General features: G+C 50.2%; 18 protein-coding genes. 6 read left to right on the forward strand and 12 right to left on the reverse strand.

Annotated elements, in window-relative coordinates:
* Window positions 1-1,326 (forward strand): ATP-binding protein, encoded by a 1,326-nt coding sequence (locus tag D9T21_RS15470; RefSeq protein ID WP_123325818.1) that lies wholly within the window; start codon window positions 1-3, stop codon window positions 1,324-1,326.
* Here the strand turns inward: D9T21_RS15470 and D9T21_RS15475 are convergent.
* The gene (locus tag D9T21_RS15475; RefSeq protein ID WP_123325819.1) at window positions 1,304-2,377 is read right to left on the reverse strand and encodes an AI-2E family transporter; all 1,074 of its coding nucleotides are present in this window, start codon (window positions 2,375-2,377) and stop codon (window positions 1,304-1,306) included. The genes D9T21_RS15470 and D9T21_RS15475 overlap by 23 nt on opposite strands.
* 102 nt (window positions 2,378-2,479) lie before the next feature.
* On the opposite strand from D9T21_RS15475, the gene D9T21_RS15480 reads away from it, so the two are divergent.
* Window positions 2,480-3,373 (forward strand): TIGR01777 family oxidoreductase, encoded by an 894-nt coding sequence (locus D9T21_RS15480; protein ID WP_123325820.1) that lies wholly within the window; start codon window positions 2,480-2,482, stop codon window positions 3,371-3,373.
* Here D9T21_RS15480 and D9T21_RS15485 read toward each other — a convergent pair.
* From D9T21_RS15485 to D9T21_RS15500, 4 genes are read right to left on the reverse strand one after another with little or no spacing between them, the layout of a single operon-like run.
* Complete coding sequence (locus D9T21_RS15485) at window positions 3,370-4,500, reverse strand: DUF6136 family protein (protein ID WP_123325821.1); 1,131 nt, start codon at window positions 4,498-4,500, stop codon at window positions 3,370-3,372. The genes D9T21_RS15480 and D9T21_RS15485 overlap by 4 nt on opposite strands.
* Window positions 4,497-5,120: an ABC transporter ATP-binding protein gene (locus D9T21_RS15490; protein WP_123325822.1), complete on the reverse strand. Its 624-nt coding sequence runs from the start codon at window positions 5,118-5,120 to the stop codon at window positions 4,497-4,499. Before D9T21_RS15490 ends, D9T21_RS15485 begins: the two co-directional genes overlap by 4 nt.
* 52 nt (window positions 5,121-5,172) lie before the next feature.
* Window positions 5,173-7,710, reverse strand: coding sequence for an ABC transporter permease (locus D9T21_RS15495; RefSeq protein ID WP_123325823.1), 2,538 nt, complete (start codon window positions 7,708-7,710; stop codon window positions 5,173-5,175).
* Complete coding sequence (locus D9T21_RS15500; protein ID WP_123325852.1) at window positions 7,700-8,410, reverse strand: ABC transporter ATP-binding protein; 711 nt, start codon at window positions 8,408-8,410, stop codon at window positions 7,700-7,702. Before D9T21_RS15500 ends, D9T21_RS15495 begins: the two co-directional genes overlap by 11 nt.
* Before the next feature lie 93 nt (window positions 8,411-8,503).
* Here D9T21_RS15500 and D9T21_RS15505 point away from each other — a divergent pair, with 93 nt between their 5' ends.
* Together D9T21_RS15505 and D9T21_RS15510 are read left to right on the forward strand one after the other, a co-directional pair.
* Window positions 8,504-9,145, forward strand: a complete 642-nt coding sequence (locus tag D9T21_RS15505; protein WP_123325825.1) for an arylesterase — start codon at window positions 8,504-8,506, stop codon at window positions 9,143-9,145.
* Window positions 9,146-9,211: 66 nt separating this feature from the next.
* Window positions 9,212-9,406, forward strand: a complete 195-nt coding sequence (locus D9T21_RS15510) for a hypothetical protein (protein ID WP_123325827.1) — start codon at window positions 9,212-9,214, stop codon at window positions 9,404-9,406.
* On the opposite strand, the gene D9T21_RS15515 is transcribed toward D9T21_RS15510, so the two are convergent.
* Window positions 9,397-12,294 (reverse strand): bifunctional diguanylate cyclase/phosphodiesterase, encoded by a 2,898-nt coding sequence (locus tag D9T21_RS15515; RefSeq protein WP_123325829.1) that lies wholly within the window; start codon window positions 12,292-12,294, stop codon window positions 9,397-9,399. The genes D9T21_RS15510 and D9T21_RS15515 overlap by 10 nt on opposite strands.
* Before the next feature lie 331 nt (window positions 12,295-12,625).
* Here D9T21_RS15515 and D9T21_RS15520 point away from each other — a divergent pair, with 331 nt between their 5' ends.
* Window positions 12,626-12,961: a PadR family transcriptional regulator gene (locus D9T21_RS15520; protein WP_123325831.1), complete on the forward strand. Its 336-nt coding sequence runs from the start codon at window positions 12,626-12,628 to the stop codon at window positions 12,959-12,961.
* Window positions 12,961-13,620, forward strand: a complete 660-nt coding sequence (locus D9T21_RS15525; RefSeq protein WP_123325832.1) for a permease prefix domain 2-containing transporter — start codon at window positions 12,961-12,963, stop codon at window positions 13,618-13,620. Before D9T21_RS15520 ends, D9T21_RS15525 begins: the two co-directional genes overlap by 1 nt.
* A 58-nt stretch (window positions 13,621-13,678) precedes the next feature.
* Here the strand turns inward: D9T21_RS15525 and D9T21_RS15530 are convergent, their stop codons facing one another.
* The 6 genes from D9T21_RS15530 to D9T21_RS15555 all read right to left on the reverse strand — a co-directional run bounded on the left by D9T21_RS15530 (window position 13,679) and on the right by D9T21_RS15555 (window position 18,869).
* Window positions 13,679-14,956 carry an amidohydrolase family protein gene (locus D9T21_RS15530; RefSeq protein WP_123325834.1) on the reverse strand — a complete coding sequence of 426 codons (1,278 nt, stop codon included), beginning with the start codon at window positions 14,954-14,956 and terminating at the stop codon, window positions 13,679-13,681.
* A complete protein-coding gene (locus D9T21_RS15535) occupies window positions 14,953-16,371 on the reverse strand; it encodes an amidohydrolase (protein ID WP_123325836.1) in 1,419 nt (472 codons plus the stop codon). The genes D9T21_RS15530 and D9T21_RS15535 overlap by 4 nt, the downstream gene beginning before the upstream one ends.
* A 119-nt stretch (window positions 16,372-16,490) precedes the next feature.
* Window positions 16,491-17,435, reverse strand: coding sequence for a tRNA dihydrouridine(16) synthase DusC (dusC, locus tag D9T21_RS15540; protein WP_123325838.1), 945 nt, complete (start codon window positions 17,433-17,435; stop codon window positions 16,491-16,493).
* Between the two features lie 70 nt (window positions 17,436-17,505).
* A complete protein-coding gene (locus D9T21_RS15545) occupies window positions 17,506-17,718 on the reverse strand; it encodes a DUF1289 domain-containing protein (protein ID WP_164464712.1) in 213 nt (70 codons plus the stop codon).
* On the reverse strand, window positions 17,687-17,866 hold the full coding sequence (locus D9T21_RS15550) for a hypothetical protein (RefSeq protein WP_123325840.1): 180 nt from the start codon (window positions 17,864-17,866) through the stop codon (window positions 17,687-17,689). The genes D9T21_RS15545 and D9T21_RS15550 overlap by 32 nt, the downstream gene beginning before the upstream one ends.
* Window positions 17,867-17,969: 103 nt before the next feature.
* A complete protein-coding gene (locus D9T21_RS15555) occupies window positions 17,970-18,869 on the reverse strand; it encodes a M14 family metallopeptidase (RefSeq protein WP_123325842.1) in 900 nt (299 codons plus the stop codon).
* Window positions 18,870-19,056 lie beyond the last annotated feature (187 nt).

Here is a 19,056-nt window from a genome sequence, read left to right on the forward strand (position 1 = left end):
ATGCCTAATCTGTCGCTGCGGCTGCGCAGTTTGCTTATTGCCATACTCGCCCTGGGCATTTTTATACCCGTTACCGTTTTAACGCTATCCAAAGCGTATACCTCCAGTTTGTTGCAGGCCAAATATAACGAACTGAAGCTGATGAACCTGGCGATGATTTCGGTATTTGAGTTTGAGGACGGTGAGAGCCTGATGCCGCAAATGCTCTACGATGAGCAGCTGAACCTGCCCGACTCTGGATATGTAGGTGCTATTAGCGTTAATAATCAATTGGTGTGGCAATCCGCTTCCAGCGTTTACACCGTTTTTGACTCACTGATGACAACACCGGCTATCGGTGACGAGGTATTTGTTCCTCAGTATGCCCTGGACGACTCTGGCAGTGAGTATTTTGCCTACGCCTTTACCGCCGAGTTCGATAATGGCGACCAGTACATCCCGGTCAGCTTTTATGTATTTAACGACCGACGCGATTTTCTGCACGAACGCGATGCCTTTCTGCGCTCGGTCTGGCAATACCTTGGCGCGCTGGGCGCTGGCCTGCTTGTGGTACTAATAATTGGCATGAATACCTTACTCAAGCCGGTACGCTTACTTATTGGTGAAATACAACAGGCCAGTGGCGGCAACCAGACCCGACTAACCGAAGATTATCCACCGGAGTTTACCCCGCTCAAGCAGAGCATTAACCAGTTACTGGCCGGCGAAGCTGAACAACGGGAGCGTTATAAGAACAGTCTGGGCGATTTGGCCCACAGCCTGAAAACGCCCCTGGCGGTAGCACTTGGTACAGCGGCCCTGCCCGACTCTGCTAAAGAACCGCTGCAGCAAATTGACACATTAATTAAGCGCCAGTTAAAACGAGCGTCTGCCGGAGCGTCTGTCTGGAGCCAGGGCGAACCGGTAATGCCGGTGGTACAGCAATTAATCGCCGCACTGAATAAGGTCTATCGCGACAAAAACTTAAAACTCAGCGCCAGCGGCGATGAGGGACTGTTTTATGGTGATAAAACCGATTTAATGGAAATTCTCGGTAACCTGATGGATAACGCCTGTAAGGCAGCTCGCAATGAGGTGGTGGTTTCTGTCAGGCAACTATCCCGGCAGACAGAACTCCACATCGATGATGACGGCCCGGGGATCCCTGCAGAGCAAGTCGAGCGACTACTTAACCGCGGGCAACGACTCGATGCCTACACCGATGGTCAGGGCATAGGGATGGCCGTGGTGACCGACTTACTGACCGCCTACGAGGGTAGGCTGACCATTAACCGTGCGACGCTCGGCGGTGCCAGCGTTAAGATTACTTTGCCGTCCCCTCGTTAGCAGACTGACCATTTGCCTCATCGAGTACCGCTTCACCATCGCTGGAGAGTAAAATAGCCAGCCAGCGACTTTCTTCCCGTGACTCCAGCGCAATCTTCACAATCATGGTGAGTGGCACTGATAGCAGCATGCCTACACTGCCCAATAACCAACCCCAGAAAATTAACGACAGAAACACCACCAGCGTTGAAAGTCCTAAGCCACGGCCCATAAACCGCGGTTCCACCACATTACCCATCACGGTATTTATGACTACGAAACCTAACGCCACCAGCCCGGCTTCTCCACCACCGTACTGAACCAGTGCCATTAATACTGCAGGCACCGCAGCAATAATAGAACCGATATTGGGAATATAGTTAAACAGGAATGCCAGCACGCCCCAAAGCAGAAAATGATCAACGCCCAGAATATACAACCAGGTACCGGCAAGCAGACCCGTAACCAGGCTCACCACGGTTTTAATCGCCAGATAGCTGTTAACCGACTGAATAAAGCGGTCGATGTGGTGCATTTTCATTTGCGGATCGGAAAGCGCAATGTGCAACCGTCTGGGAATGCCCTCTGCCTCAAACAGCATAAAAATAACGGTTAATAAAATCAGAAACAGATTAGACAACACGCCGCCCATGCCGCTTAAAAAGTTGGTCACCATAGACATGGCCATCCCCGGATCGAGATATGACACAATCAAATCTTTATCCACGTGGATATTAAATCGCGCGAGCTGATTTACCACCCAGGTGAATTCGCCGGAGAGCTTCTCGCGGTACTGCGGCATATTTTCGCGGAATTCTGCCAGTGATTGCCCCACTAACCCCGCCAGCATGAAACCAAATACCACAATTAACAGTATAACCAGAGTAATAGAAAGCCAACGTGGGATGCGGTATTTCGACATCCACAGAATCAAAGGGCCACAGGCAATAGCAATAAAGCCGGACAAAAAGAACGGCACCATAATGGTACTGGCGGCTTTAATACCGGCCAGAATGACTATCAGGCTGGCAAAAATCAGCAAGGCTTTAGCGGTTGGCGACAGAGTTGACATAAAATACTGGTTTCGCAGGCAAAATGTCACGCTACCAGATTTAACCTGAATTAGGTAGTCCTGGAAGCAAAGGCCAGGTGTAATTAGTGTAACGGAGCGTGTATGCAAATTTTTATTACCGGCGGTACAGGGCTAATCGGCAAGCATCTGATAACCAGACTGGCACCTGAACATGACATCACGGTACTCAGCCGCTCAGAGTCAAAAGCGCGTGCTGCACTGCCTGCTGCAGTAACAGTTATAGAAAACCTGGACTCCATAGCAAACTTTGATGACTATGATGTGATTATTAACCTTGCTGGCGAACCCATTGCAGATAAGCGCTGGACCAGTCAGCAAAAACATCAGATTTGCCAAAGCCGTTGGCAAATTACTACCGCGCTGGTCACCAAAATCAATGCATCAGCCACCCCGCCGCATACGTTTATTTCGGGCTCCGCAATTGGCTACTATGGCCGGCAAGGCGACAAACCGGTAACTGAAAATAATACAGAACCTCATCAGGAATTTACCCATGAAGTCTGCCAGCGCTGGGAACAGATAGCCGAAACAGTTAAGCAAAACTGCCGGGTATGCCTGCTTCGCACTGGTGTGGTACTCGCAGCTGAGGGCGGCGCGCTGGAAAAGATGCGGCTGCCTTTTAAGCTTGGTCTTGGCGGCCCCATTGGCAGCGGTGAGCAGTATATGTCCTGGATCCACCTCGACGATATGGTAGAAGGCATATGCTTTTTAATGGACCACTCCCAGTGCAGTGGTCCGTTTAATTTAACCGCACCGCAGCCCGTCACCAACAAGGCATTTGTCAGCGCTTTTGCTAATGCTCTTAATCGCCCCGCCTTTATGCCTATGCCAGGATTTGCTTTAAAAGTAATTATGGGTGAAGCAGCAGATATGTTACTTACCGGTCAACGGGTTATTCCGCAAAAGCTACTCGATGCAGGCTTTGAATTTAAATTCGACAGCGTTGATAAAGCGTTCGCGGCGACCGAGAGTTAGACAAGCAGGCTGATGGCTATAATCAGCACGCCGGTCAATAAAGGAAACACCAGATAGTAACCAGGTCTCACGAGGATCCCCGCCTGGGTTGTCACATAAGTTACCGTGAAAAGCGCCCATTGCAACAACCCAAATAGGTTGAAAAGAACAATAAGTGCAACATATGGCAGCGAAAATATCAGGCAATAACTCATTGCCTGTAAAGTGACCTGGTAGCGCCCTTTTGGTAGAGATGCGATATAACATGTGTATCGTTCTCTTAACTTTTGTAACTCCAGAAGTTTTGTCGCGGCAACCACTCCCAGAACAAAAGCCAGAAACAGACTTGCTGGCGCTTTAGCGGTGACATCTACTTGTCTTACAAAGGCGGCGCCAATAACGAGGAGTAGTAAAACCACCACTGCCCGAAGCAATGTGGGTTTGGTCTGGTTTAAGTCGTGCTGTAAAAACAGGCGCCAGAAGCCTTGCGGCAGGCCAGCAATGGATGGGGCCGGCAAGCGGACCGTACGTTCAATCAAAATGGCTACTGCCAGTGCCAGCAAACAAAGCCAGGGAGAATGCATTAAGGCGGCCCAGGGCATAGCAACTAATGGCAGCAAGCCGAGGCTCAGCCAAGGTTTTACGCGCCCCATAGCACTCTGGCAATAGTACAGCGTTAGCACCAGTAAACCACTCACCGGATAAAGCTGTGTCACCGATACCCACAGCTCGCCGCCGACTAACTCAGCAAAATGGCCATAAACCATGGCCACCAGTACTGCGGAGGGTCCGATAACAAATACGTTAGCTGCATAAAGCAGTAATCCCAGCTCGGTAGCACCTCGTTGCCATACTGGCACAGGTAGCGAACGGTCATACAGGGTATAATCTGCCGCCGCCAACGCCTCTTTCTGCATGGCGATCCAGCAATAAGCCAGTAACAGATACCCCCACAATGTATATAAGAAACTTTCTCCCTGGGAGTCTTTATCTGCCAGCACGCCTAAAGCGAGTAAAGGTAAAAGTAACAAGGCATAAAGCGCCATAGGAAACAGCGCAACAATCCCCGTACTTACCTGGGTCAGACTTTCCAGCCACTGCTTCAGGGCCTGCTGGTAGAGCTGGCGTCGAAACTGCCAGTAATTCACCTGTCATGCACTCCGCTGGCATCCAGATGCAAATGGCGCACACCACTATTGCTGGCAAATACCTGCGGCTCGTGGCTGGCAATGATTAACTGCCCGGCATAGGTTTCGAAGCAATCTTCAAGCGCACTGCGGGTTTTGTCGTCGAGCCCGTTGGTAGGCTCATCCAGTAACAGCAACTCAGGCGAGTGCATCAGGGCCAGGATCAGGCTGAGCTTTTTGTAATTGCCGAGGGAAAGGTCTTCCACCCTGGTGTTGAGAAACGGAGTTAAGCCAAAAGCATTCACCCAACGGTAGTCCGCCCAGTGGCAATCCGGCTTGCAGTTAAACTGTCGTCCGTGAAAGGCAAGCATGTCGGTTGCCGTAAAAAAGCCTGGTAAGTTTAGTTTGCTGGCGCTAATGCCAATCTGGTTGCGCAGGGCAATGTCGGCAACATTTTGCTGATTAAAACTCACCACGCCCTGACTGGGGGACAGGATGCCGGCGGCAATTAACAACAACGTCGTTTTCCCCGAACCATTCGCGCCGGTAAGCACAACACGGGACTCGGGCAATGAAAGGGATAACTCGCTGAATAGGGTTCTGGTTCCAAAACGGTGGCTGACCTGGGTAAAACTTAACAACCAATGATTCCTTATCAAATGCCCGAAGCCGTGGCTTCGGGCTAATCCTGTTTTACACCATCTTACGTAATAGTTGCCCTGTGTTGAGTCGTAACAGGCGATAACAACCTATGCCGCCCAACACGCCCACAACCAACGCGCCAACCAACGGTGCAATAATCCAGTATTCAAAGTGCATAGAGCCCTGCATATCGAAAATACGGCTTTGCAATAAATATAAACTGACTTCATTGGCCATCGCCGCCATTAGTCCCGCTACCGTTCCAATAATCAAAAACTCATTAATCACGCTGAAGCGGATAAGGCTCCCTCTGGCGCCGAGAGTACGCAGAATAGCCAGTTCCTGTTGACGCTCATCCATGCTCGCCTGCACCTGGGCAAACAGCACCAGTGAGCCGGCAATCAATACCAGTACCAGGATGAACTCAACCGCCAGTGATACCTGATCGATAATCTCCCTGACCTGATTAATTCTGGCATCCACGTCAAACAACGTTACCGAACTGAAAGGTTGCATCAACGCAGTAATATCCGCCTTACGCGCGCCATCTAAGTGGAAGCTGGTAATGTAGGTGGCGCTAAACTCCTGCATTGCTGCCGGGTGTAGCACAAAGAAAAAATTAGGCTGCATGGTTTGCCAGTTCACTTCGCGAATACTGGTAACCCGGGTTACTACAATCTCACTGCCAACGTTGAACGTAAGTAAATCATCCAGCGCGATATTAAGCCGTTGGGCTACACCCTCTTCTACTGATACCGGATAAACCTGCTGTCCTTCTGCAGTAAGATCGTTCCCCGCAGGCTCCCAATTCTCATGCCATTGGCCCTGAACAACTGTGTTTTCGCGCTGTAGCTTGTCGCTCCAGCTCAGGTTAGCTTCCCGGCCAAGCCCCCGGCGTCCTTCGCTTTGCTCCGGATCCTCTTCTTTGGTGACTTCGGTATTTACCCGCTCGTCGTTAACTGCCACAAAACGGCCACGAACTACCGGATAAAACTCATCTACCGTGACCTGATTTTCCGCGAAGTGGTTCTCCAGCGGTGTTTTTTGTGCCTCGGTAATATTAGCCATGAAATAGTTAGGCGTATCCACCGGTAACTGCGCCCGCCACTGGGCTATCATATCGTTGCGCATAACCAGTACCACCAGCAACAACATAATGGTTACTGAGAAGCTAATGAGTTGCACGCTGTTATCCATGGCGCGCCGGCGAATTCGCGCCCAGGCTAATTGCCAGACCCCCATTGCGCCTTGTCCGAGCCGTCGGCCAATGGCAATCAGGCCAAAGGTTACCCCCAACAAGGCAACCACCAGCAGCACGCCAGAGCCAAACAATATCGCGCTGATTTCCAGATCCCGGCTGTACACCCACATTAGCAGGAATATGGCGCCGCCTGAGGCGCCAAACTGCAATCCGCGAGAGCTTAAACCAGCGTCCATATCCCGGCGCAGCACCCGTAGCGGAGGCACCGAAAACAGTCGCAACAACGGATACAGTGAAAACAAGATGGCACAGATAGAGCCAGTCAGTACGGCTATAAACAATGGCCGCCAGTGCCACACATCCAGCGACACATCTACCTGTCCGGCCAGAGCCGTAACCACCAGTTGCTGAATAATCACGCCGGCGACAATGCCAATGATGATACCCAGTACCGTGATAAACAGGATTTGCAGTACGTACACCCGGCGGATCATTTGCTTAGTGGCGCCGAGGGTTTTAAAAATTGCGACCGGATCGAAGTGGCGCTGGCTGTAACGCTGCGCCGCCACGGCAATGGCCACCGCCGCCAGCACGATGGCTAACAGGCTAGCCAGCAAAAAGTATCGTTCAGCACGGGCAATGGAACGACCTATGGCCGATTCGTCATCCCCGACCCGTTGCCAACGGTGTAATTCATCGTCAAGGTTCGGTCTCAGCCAGTCGTAATAGGCTTCAATCAGCGAGTCTTCACCGGTGAAATAAGCTTTATAGGTAACCCTACTACCGGGCCCGGTGATGTTGGTTCGTGCCAGATCTTCAAGCGCAATAAGCACCATAGGATCGGTATTGAACACACTAAAGCCCTGGTCTGGGATTTCTGACAGCACCTGGCCCACGGTAAATTCACCGTCGCCGATATAAACCGTCTCACCAATCTCCACATCGAGGAGCTGAAACAGTCTTGAATCGATCCAGATTTCCCCCGCTGCGGGCAATTTATCAGTAGCGGTTGTTGTGCCAAAAGGCTTGTCGGCAAGCTGGATCTCACCCTTTAGCGGGTACTGGGGGCTCACGGCGCGTAAGTCAACCAGTGACATTTTCTGTTCGCCAAAAGCCATTGAGCGGGTGCTGACCTGCTCGGCGGTGGCCAGCCCTTCCGCCTCCGCCTGACGCATCCACTCATCACTTATGGGTTTACGTGAACGCAGTTGGCTGTCGGCAGCAATAAACTGTGATGAGCGCTCTACCAGGGCGCCCTGAAGCCGCTCACTGAATAACGACAACGACAGCACTGCCGCTACCGACAGTATGATCGCAAACAGTATGATGGTAAGTTCGCCCCGCCGGGCCTCATGCTTGAATAACCGCCAGGCAAGATTAGCTACCATATGCGAGATCCTTATTCTCAGCAGCCGCCGGAGATACGGTGATTTCGGTTAGTTCGCCAGCTTGCATTTGTAACTGTCGTTCACATTTTTTGGCCAGCTCGTTATCGTGGGTCACCAGCACCAGGGTGGTGCCGATTTCGCGGTTGAGATTAAACAACAAATCCTCCACTCTCACGCTATTGGCGGCATCCAGATTACCGGTCGGCTCATCGGCAAACAGAATTTTAGGCTGGCCGATAAAGGCCCGTGCAATGGCTACCCGCTGTTGCTCACCACCAGACAACTGATTGGGATAATGATGGGCACGATGACTTAATCCCACCTGCTCCAGAATGGCCTGGGCACGTTTGTGGGCATCGGCCAAACCTGCAATCTCTGCGGGTAACATCACGTTTTCAATCGCTGTAAGACTTTGTACCAGCATAAAACTCTGGAAAATAAAGCCCACTTTTTCGCCACGTAAACGGGCTCGCTGCTCTTCGTCCATGGTGTGTAGCGGTGCCGCATCGAGAAATATTTCGCCACTGCTGACTTCATCCAGTCCGGCCAGCAAGCTAAGCAGCGTGGATTTACCGGAACCTGAAGCGCCGACAATAGCGATAGACTCTCCGGCCTTGACTTCAAAGGAAATAGGCTGAAGGATCTGAAGCGAACCTTCACTCGTAGAGACTGTCTTAGTGATGTCTTTGGTTTGAATCATATGGGAGCTATTGTCGTTTTGATTTGTCATTCTTTATTCCGTCGTGGACCCACCCTTAAGTGGATAAAAACACTGGTATTATTAATACCTTTTATGCTGTTTTCAGATCACCTTCTGGCCCAATCGGCTGCTTCTCAACCGGTTAGCCAGCAAAGCGGTTCTGCGGCATCAGATACCCGTCTGCTTATCCTTGGTGATAGCCTAAGTGCCGGCTATGGACTATTGCAAGCACAAAGTTGGGTTAGTTTGTTACAAAATATCTGGCACGACGAGCAGCGCGGGATTGATGTGATAAATGCTGCGATTAGCGGCGAAACCACCGATGGCGGGCTGGCCAGGCTACCCCGTTTACTTGAGCAGCATCAGCCAACCCACGTATTAATAGAGCTAGGTGGCAATGATGGCTTGCAAGGTCACAACGTAAGTAAGTTGCATGATAACCTCACGCAAATGGTGCAAATGGTGAAAGACTTCGGTGCCAAAGTGTACCTGCAGGATATGGAAATTCCGACCAATTATGGCCGGCGTTATAATCAGATGTTCAGTAACGCCTTTGAACAGGTAGCGGATGCCGAAGCTATCCCGCTGATCCCGTTCTTTTTACAGGACATTGCTCTTAATGAAGAGTTGATGCAGCGCGACGGTATTCACCCGAATGCTGACGGCCAGCCACTTATCGCCGACTTTATGTATCGGCAACTCTCGCCTTTCATCTTTACCGAAGCGAGCGAATAGTCGCATTTTGGCTAATTGATCTTATAATCTGGTATTAACCTGTGTTGATATTTTAAGGGGGAAACGATGGAAATTGGACAGTCACCCGTAGACAGTGCGTACTCGCGACCGACACCAACGCCCGCAGAGCGCAATGAGGCGCCGCGTCAGGAACGCCTTGAAAGCAATCAGAGCGATGCTCCGTCGCCAACTACGCAATCAAGCTCTCAGCCTACAGCTACCACCGGCTCAGTAGGTCGAAATATCGATACTTACGCCTGAGGCAGCAGATACTTTTGCTCAAACTCCGCCAGCGGTATGGGTTTGCTGTAATAGAACCCCTGAACACGCTGACAACCGAGCTGTTTGAGTAACTGTTCCTGTTCCAGGGTTTCAACCCCCTCGGCCAGCACCCGCAGATCAAAGTTTGACGCCAGGTCTACAATCGATTTGACTATCCCGGCTCCTTCGCCAAGCTCAAGTTTGGAGGTGAATTCGCGGTCGATCTTAAGTTTGTCCACGGGCAGCTTGTCCAGATACGCCAGGGACGAATAGCCGGTGCCAAAATCATCAATGGCCACGTGAAAACCTATTTCACGCAGTTTCGACAAAATAGCACTGGCCGACTGAAAATTTTCGATAATCGCACTTTCGACGATTTCCAGCTCTATATTCGCCGGTTTAATCTGCTGTTGCTCAAGTTCTTCGGTCATTCTCAATAACAACTCGTTATCGGCCAAATCCAACGCGGAAATATTGAATGACAGGAATAAGTCCCGGCCGGCCTGCTCCCAGCGTTTAATGATGCTAAAGGACTCTTTTACCAGCCAGCCGGTAACCAAACGGATAGCACGGGTTTGTTCTGCGACATCAATAAACGCCGCCGGCGTCAGAAAGCCTTTTACCGGATGGTTCCAGCGCAATAATGCCTCTGCGCCAACTACCTCGCCACTGGCGCTGTCAAGCTGAGGTTGCAGGTATAACTCAAGCTCATTTTCAAGTATCGCCCGTTTCAGCTCTGCGGCAATGGTTAACCGGGAACTGGCCTCCACCAAAATATCCTGGGTAAAGAATGCCAGTGAGGCACCGCCAGCTTGTTTGGCTTTATACATGGCTGCATCGGCCCTTACCAGTAAATCCTCACTGCTGAGCGCATCTTCCGGGAAACAGGCTATGCCCACAGAGCAGCCTACGTTCACCTCCTGCTCCCCTGCCAGATAAAAGGGCTGACTCATTTCCGCAATAAGTTTGCGGGCTAACACTTCGAGTTCTTCGCGTTGCTGGTATTCCTCAACCAGCAGAACAAATTCATCGCCGCCCATACGCGCCAGAATGTCAGACGCCCGTAACCGCGAAAGCAAACGTTCAGTAACCATTTTCAGCAGGTCATCCCCGGCCACATGACCAAGGCTGTCATTTACTACCTTGAACCGGTCGAGATCAAGATAAAGCAAGGCGCATTGCTGGTGAGAGCGTTCACTGCGTGACACTGCATGCTGAAGATGCAACTGAAACTGAACACGGTTGGGTAAGCCGGTTAAAGAATCGTAATGAGCGAGGTGTTCAAGTTTCTCCTCAGACTGCTTTAAATTAGTAATATCGGAGAAAACACCAAGGTAATTAATAATTTCACCCTGCTCATTCTTTACAACTGAAAGGCTGAGTAATTCAGGGAATACCGAGCCATCTTTTCGCCGGTTAAGCACTTCGCCGCGCCAGAAACCAGTTTTAATCAGAGTCTCTAACATCGCTTCCTGAAATTCTTGCTCCATCAAGCCGTCGCCCAGGAAGAAAGGTGAACGCCCAAGGACTTCCGACTCAGAGTAACCGGTGATGTCAGAAAATGCCGGGTTAACCGAGACGATTCTATATTCAACATCGGTTACCACAATCCCTTCCAGGCTGTGATTAAAAACCTGCTGACTCAGCTCCCAGCGCTTTTGATATTCCAGTTGTTCTGTAATATCGATGACCAGTGAGTACAGCAGGCGCTGGCCGGTGCTGTCTACCGGGGTATTAAAGACTTCCACATCGCGCACTTCGCCTGATGCCAGGCGATGTTTTACATTGAAGGTGGTCGACCGCTGTAACAGAGCCTGTCTGACCCTCGACAAAGCCGATTTTTGTTCCATTGCCTGTAAATCGAAAACTGACATATTGGCGAACTGCTGAGCACTATAGCCATAATATTTTAAGGCAGCATCGTTAGCATCAACGATGTCGCCGTTATCATCGACTATGAGCATTACCACGGCATGAACTGAGAAAAATTGCCGGAATTTTTCTTCTGAAGTGGTTAACGCTTCGATCTTTTCCTCTTCCAGCAATAGGTTATTGTATCTGAGCTGAATGATATAAAAAGCAATCGCATTAATAATGAACGCAAGAACCCAGAACAATGGGTGAAAATGAAATGTAATCCAGCCTTCAGCAGGCTGGGCCGAAAGTTGCCATTCACCATAAGGCAACTGAATTGATAGTTGCACCGGGTTAACCATAGAGGTGCCATCATGGTTGCGGTAAATATCGGCCAGATTACCAAGCTCATCACGCCCTGTGATAAGCAGATCAAGCTCGCGTTCTGCAATAAAACCGGCGTCGCTCAGCACCCCGCGATAATCGAGCACTACCGAGATGATGCCCCATACGCCGTTATCACTAATGACCGGTAAACGAGCAATAAAGCCAACCCCTCCCTGGACCAGATTTACTGGGCCATCCAGTACCGGCGAACCGGTATCGGCCGCAGTAAAAGCCGACTCTCGCTGCTCTTCGTTAATCCGGTAGTCGAGGCCTAATGCTTTTTCGTTACCGGCTACCGGGTAAATCAAATTCACCACAAAACCACGCGCGCCGGCGATATTAATAATATTGTTGCGCTGTTCTAACAAGCGGCTCATGTAGCGGCTAAACCCCGGCTGTTCAATGTCAGGGTTTAGTGAGATATAAGCAGCTGCACCGCGGATGAGTTCGATATTGGTGTACAGCTCAAATTCGAGATTGGAACGCAGCACTCCAAGCTTCTGGCTAACCCGGTTAATCTGTTCTTCCTGTTGCCACTTGCTGACCAGAAAATCAGCCACCAGTGTAACCGAGACAACTGCGGTAAATACGCCTAAAAATAGCCAGATAGGGCGATGTTTTTGTTGGGGGCTTTGTTGACTACGCAAGACAATCCTACTTCAAAGAACGAAGTCATTTAACCGTTAGACAGCCTTCACTCAGGAAAGACAAATCTGGTTAAAGATAATATAAACGATAATGTCTCCTAGCATAGGACAATTTGCTGTAGTTTGCTGATATTTTTTGAAGTTCCGGCGTTATATGTAGGCGTGCGCAAACTCATTACCAATGGCCCCCGCCCATATTCAGTAAAATCAGGTGTTTTGTGCCTGTCTATCAATACAAGCGTATGAATTCTCATTAGTTTTACTTTGTAGAATATATTACAATGCAAATAGTTTCTTTTACTTTGTAGTACAAATTATATCAGGGACCAGCATGGGGAAATCTCGATTTTTAGGTGAGTTTGAACAATTTGTGTTACTCGCCATTTTACGCCTCGGAGAACAAGCATATGGCACCACCATTCGTCAGGTACTGCTCGATGTGATTCAGCGGGATGTCAGTATCGGCGCACTGTATACCACCCTGACCCGGCTTGAGGATAAAGGTCTTATCCGCTCGGCGATGGGTGAAGCTACAGCAGAACGTGGCGGGCGCGCCAAAAAATTCTTTGAGATAACCGCAGAAGGTAAACAAGCGTTACAGGAAACCCGCCAGTCACTCGACGCCATGTGGCGCGATGTAAAACTCAGTTTTGTAGGGGTGAAATAGTGAATAATTGCTCACCACCGCGCATTGCTGAGGTCTTGCTGGAGAAAGTACTTCCTGACGATCTTAGGGAACCCTTGCTGGGCGATCTCGAGGAGGAATATCAGCAAATTCAAATTAACCAGAGTAAACAGGCCTGCCAGGTATGGTACTGGCGCCAGGCATTGTTAACCTCATTCCACTATTTTAATCAAACACAAAAGGCGCTTATTATGTTTGCATTCAGCGTGTTATTTTTTGCCGCATTAACCATTTTTGCTATGGAACTGTCTGGTGGCAGCAGCATGTTTTTCGACGTGCCGTCACTCATTATCACCCTGCCACCTGCGCTGGTGTTTACCCTGGCAGTGACCTCCCCAGGCAACGTTAAACAAGCTTTTTCGTGCCTGTTTTCCGGCCATGTTGATTCACTACGGCAAGTGAAAAGCAGTGCTATGGTGTTTAATGTGCTGGGTAACTCCTGCTTGTGGCTGGGTGCCCTGATGACCCTGCTTGGCTGGGTTGCCATGGGATCGCACATTGATGATGTTGCCGTTATCGGGCCAGCATTTGCAGTGTCTGTGCTGACGCTGTTATATGCCATGGGGGTTAAACTTGTCTGTTATGTTGCCGCGCAGCGAATCATGTTCCTCGGACAAGGCCTGTCACCCAACGCCGATTAATCCTCCGCACACAAACAAGCCGGTAAGTTATACCGGCTTTTACCATCACCTGCTCTTTCTAGCGAATATACTGTGACGTTTGCCCCGACTCGGCCCGCTGTTGATAACGGTCGCGAAGCTTAATTTGCCGTGATGTCATCTCCACCATTTCGCCGTCGATGATCACAACTTCTGGTGCTTGTGTTACTTCCAGAGGATCGCCACTCCAGACAACCACATCTGCTTTGGCCCCGGTGGTAAGCGTGCCCAATTGATCAGGTGCGCCAAAAATGCGCGCCGGATTTACCGTAAGGGCAGCCATGGCGCCTTCCCACGACATGCCAAATGCCACCGCATTACCGGCATGTTGGGTAGCCAGGCGGATATTGTGAGTTTCCATTCCTATCGCTACCATAACACCGGCAGCTTCCAGGCGCTGAGCATTAGCCAGCGTGGCACCTAGCTGCTCGAAGCTACCAGGCAAGTTAAACTCCGGGTCAATGATCACCGGAATGTTAGCGTCAGCCAGTTCCTCTGCCACTCGCCAGGCCTCCATGCCTTTAACCAGTACAACTTTAATTTTAGGGTAGCGTTGTTTAAAAGCGATAATCTGGCGAATGTCCGCAGCCCTGTCGGCAAACATCAATAACGGCGTTTCACCATTGACTACCGGTTTTAAGGCTTTTACATCAGCCCGGCTGTTTAAACCATGCCATTGGGAGGATGGGCTCAACTGCGCTGCAGAGCTTACCTGCATGGCCTCACTGATGGCTTCTTCCAACATCACCCACAGCGCGGCTCTTGAACCGCCATTGCTATCGGCGCCGCCATTGCCGACATTCACTGCGGTAAATGCCCGTGATTTAAGCACCGGGTCGCCAGTGCCGGATAAGGTAATGACAGCTCCCAGCCCATGGAACAGGCTATCACTGCGTGAAATACCACTAACGGCCGAAGTAAACCCTTCAACACGGCTGATGGCAAGCAAGCTGGAGTCCGGGTTAATCGCAAAGCTGACATCATAAGCAGCACCGGTGGAAGATACCGGATTGGATGACACAGAAGCATCCACAGTGCCGGCAGAGCTACTGACTTCAACCAGTCCCAATTGGGTATAAGCACCAATCAATCCCGGCGTTACATACTTACCGCTGGCATCAATGCTCTGATAACCCTCTGGCACCGCTGAAGAAGCACTAACCGACACTATTTCATTACCGTTAATCAACACGGTAGCAGCTTCCAGTGTGCCCTGCTCGCTGCCGGTAAAGACTTTACCACCGACGATGGCCAGTTTATCGGCCAGGGCAGTACTACTGATGGTTGCCAACAGGCATATCGTTAATAATGACTTCATTTGATATCTCCCTCGCCAACTTGCCCTAACTCGAAATCTGCCACCGGCCACGACGCCGGATCACTAAGATCAAAGGCCAGTCCACCATCGATATACACTTTGTCGGCTCTGGCGTAGGTCGAAAACGGGTTGTCGCTCCACAGCACTAAATCGGCATTTTTACCCACTTCCAATGAACCGGTTTTATCAAAAATGCCTAACGATTTTGCCGGGTTAGCTGATAGCCAGATCCAGGCCTCCTCCTGACTGATGTCGATACCTGCACGGCGGCCATCAGACCAGGCTTTAGCAGCTTCCTGGTTGAGGCGTTGAATACCTAAATCACTGTCTGAATGAACGATGGCACAAGCCCCGGCCTCATGAACCATAGGTATGTTTTCACGGATGCCGTCGTAGGCCTCCATTTTAAAGCCCCACCAGTCGGCCCACATGGCTGAACAAACGTTGTTCTCGGCCAGCAGATCACCAATTTTGTAGGCTTCTACACCATGCTGGAACGAGTAAATCTGATAGCCGAACTCTTTCATGACATCCATCATCACAGCCATTTCATCGGCGCGATAACAATGCATATGTACGCGGATCTCATCTTTTAACACGCCCATCAGGGTATCAAGGTTTAGATCGCGCTTAGGCGGCGTTGGATTTTTACCCGCTTCATAATCGGCTTCGTAACGCTCCCAGGCGCGCCGATAATTTTCAGCATCTGCCCATGCCTGACGATAACCGGCTACATTGCCCATACGGGTTGAAGGACCGCCTTTTTTGCCATAAACCCGTTTCGGGTTTTCACCACAGGCCATTTTTAGTCCGTAAGGCGCGTCTGGAAACTTCATTTCCTGCATGGTGCGATCCGGTACATTTTTCAGCACCACTGAACGACCACCAAACAGGTTGGCAGAACCCGGTAAGATTTGCAGCGCGGTAACGCCACCGGCCAATGCACGGCCAAAACCAGGATCCTGAGGCCATACGGAATGTTCAGCCCACACATTCGCAGTTACCGGCTTAACCATTTCGTTACCATCGGAATGTGAATGGGTAGAGGGATTAGGATACACCCCTAAATGGCTGTGCACATCAATAATGCCCGGCGTTACCCATTTACCGGTGCCGTCGATAACCGTCGCATCTGCCGGCACATCAAGGTTTTCGCCGATGGCGGCAATTTTACCATCAGTAAAATACACCATACCGTTATCAATTTTATTGCCGATGCCATCTAAAATCGTGACGCCGGTGATCACTGTTGGTGCTCCCGGTAACGGGGTATACTTGCTGGGGAATGGATTTTTATCGATGGTCACTTTCGGTGACTGCTCGGCTTTATCTGCTTTATCTTCTGCGCAGGCAGAAAGCAGCAAAGCACAGCAACACGCCGCAGTGATTCCTAACTGCTTAAATGAAGTTGTCATGCATTACCTTTCTTTTAATCGTTGTCGTTTAGGTGCCACACCCCATCAAGGTTTAATTGAAAATCGATGGGATGAGGTTAACGGTAGCGAATCAAATGACAACGCACAAGCGGGAAACGCTATTTAGCAGTGGCAGCAGATTGTTGTAGCACTGCGACAATTTCGTCGGCCTTTTGTAGACGGCGGATATTATCAAACAGGACTTCCGCCTGGGGGTATTGACGCTTGAGGTAGCCACACCACTGTTTCAGACGGTTGGGATAGTAACGGCCTTTGTCGCCGTAGATTTCATAACCGGAATAATCTATCAGCAGTTGCGCCAGCTCCGGCCAGCTCATCGGCGGCTCGTTATCACGAATGTGACGGGCCAGATTCGGCATGGCCAGTGCGCCGCGGCCAATCATCACATCGTTGCAACCCGACATTTCCTGGCAGCGTTTGGCATCTTCATAAGACCAGACTTCACCGTTAGCAATTACCGGTAAACGGGTATGAGCGCGAATTTTTTTAATCCACTCCCAGTACGCCGGTGGCCGATAACCTTCGGTTTTGGTGCGGGCATGAACCACCAGCTCAGATGCGCCGGCTTCATCAATGGCCACGGCGTTGTCGATAGCCAGAGATTTATCCTCAAAACCGAGGCGAATTTTAGCCGTTACGGGCAAATGGGCCGGGACGGCCTCTCGCACGGCTTTAACAATATCGTGCAGTAACTCGGTATACTGCAGTAATACCGCGCCGCCTTTACTTTTATTGACCGTTTTGGCCGGACAACCAAAGTTGAGATCCACACCCGGAGAGCCCAGCTCAACAGCAATTAAGGCATTTTCTGCCAGCCACTGGGGATGCTGGCCCAGTAGCTGCACACGAACGGGCACACCACTGGGAGTTTTGCCGCCCTCGTGCAATTCAGGGCACAACCGGTAAAAGGTTTTCTGCGGGAGTTTCTGGTCAACGATACGAACGAATTCTGTTACGCACAGATCAAAACCGCCTACCCGGGTAAGCATGTCGCGCATTAAATGATCAACAACGCCTTCCATCGGCGCTAACAAAACTCGCATAAGTATTTTAGTATTCAGAAATAAAGGGGCTGGATTTTAGCAGAACATTTGGCCGCTGGCATCAGTATTGCTATTTATGCTCTGAGGACAGCGCAAAGCGCTTTTCGCACCGATTTAAAATAGCGCGACGCTCTGTGGCATTGGCACTGTGCCAACCGGTGATTTCATCAATGTGGCGCTGGCAGCCCAGACAAATATCCTCATCATCCAGGCAGCAGTTACCAATACAGGGCGATGTGGCAATTGCCTGTTTAACAGGGATTCTGGGTGTGAACTTTTTCATTATTCGCGATCAGTTCCTCGGTAAACCACAGGCAAACATAGCAGCCAAACCGGGCATTGAGTTTAGCAAAAAAATCGGTTTCGTTACTGGCTTCATATCTGACCAGTCTTTGCCCTACCCCTTCATACAACAATGCAACGTAAACCATGATATCCCCGCTACGCGTTAAGCATAGCGAGGAGTATATATTTAGACGTCTAGAAATCCAAACATCCAGACATCCAGACATCGATAATCGACCGTTTATCGCATTACTTCAGTAAATGCTGTAAAGCTCCCTCTACAGCCGCAACCTGAGCACGGTTACAAATTTCCGGAGTAGCTGACGGGCTGTCCGGATACACCTCCGTTGTAGAACAATAGGTAGCATTATTAAATCCGCCGCATAAGAAGAGCTTTCTCTTGTCATAGCAGATTACACCTTCAGAGGGCACCTCAGCGCCGATAATCAGGCCGTTTTCATCCGTTGGGGCAATATGGGTAACTTTTTTCACCTCGTTGATAATCGCTTGCTGCAGGGGCAGATGAGGTGCTTTGGCATCGGCCACCAGATAAAAGCCATCAGGGATTTCCCAGGCTTTTTGCTCAATGGCATCACGGGCCGCTAATGCCGGACGAAACTCGCTGTTATCTGTATCGGTGGTTTCATGAAGATCAATGTGCAGTAAAAATTCCTGCGGCATTGCGCCAATAAAGTCCATAAGTAGATTTGACTCTGGCGCCGGCGAGTCGGGATAAAAGGAGCGATTCGGATCGATAGCCAGCGGATCCCATCGGTTAATGGTTTCATAACCCCACGGGCTCACACAGGGAACCACTATCAGATTGATTTTATCGGTATACGCCTGACTGTATTCCCGCGCGAATAACAAAGCCCCCTGCACACCACTGGTTTCGTAACCGTGTACACCGCCAGTTACCAGTACCCAGGGAGCATCTGCTATTGGCTGCCTGGGTAACAATGCATAAAGTGGGTAGCGTGACTCATCATAGGGCAAGGCACCGTACTGAATAACAGAAAAATAATCCGGCATGCCGTCTAACTGACTTAACACTTCATCGGCGTAACTACGCTTAACTGATTGCGCCGCGAGCCATTGTTTTTTTTCTTCTTCTCCCCAGGGCTGACCTGGTGTGCCGATAGGATACATTGATCACCTTATTGCTAGTAAATTAACAGGTGAATTGTAGCATGATTGCAGAGTGGATGAAGTGACGGCGAATTGCCCAGTAACCAGAGTACGCATAAAAAAACCAGCCTATTGGCTGGTTTTTTTAATATGGCGTCCCCTAGGGGATTCGAACCCCTGTTACCGCCGTGAAAGGGCGGTGTCCTAG

This window comes from Marisediminitalea oceani, from assembly GCF_003731635.1.
GTDB classification, from domain to species: domain Bacteria; phylum Pseudomonadota; class Gammaproteobacteria; order Enterobacterales; family Alteromonadaceae; genus Alteromonas; species Alteromonas oceani.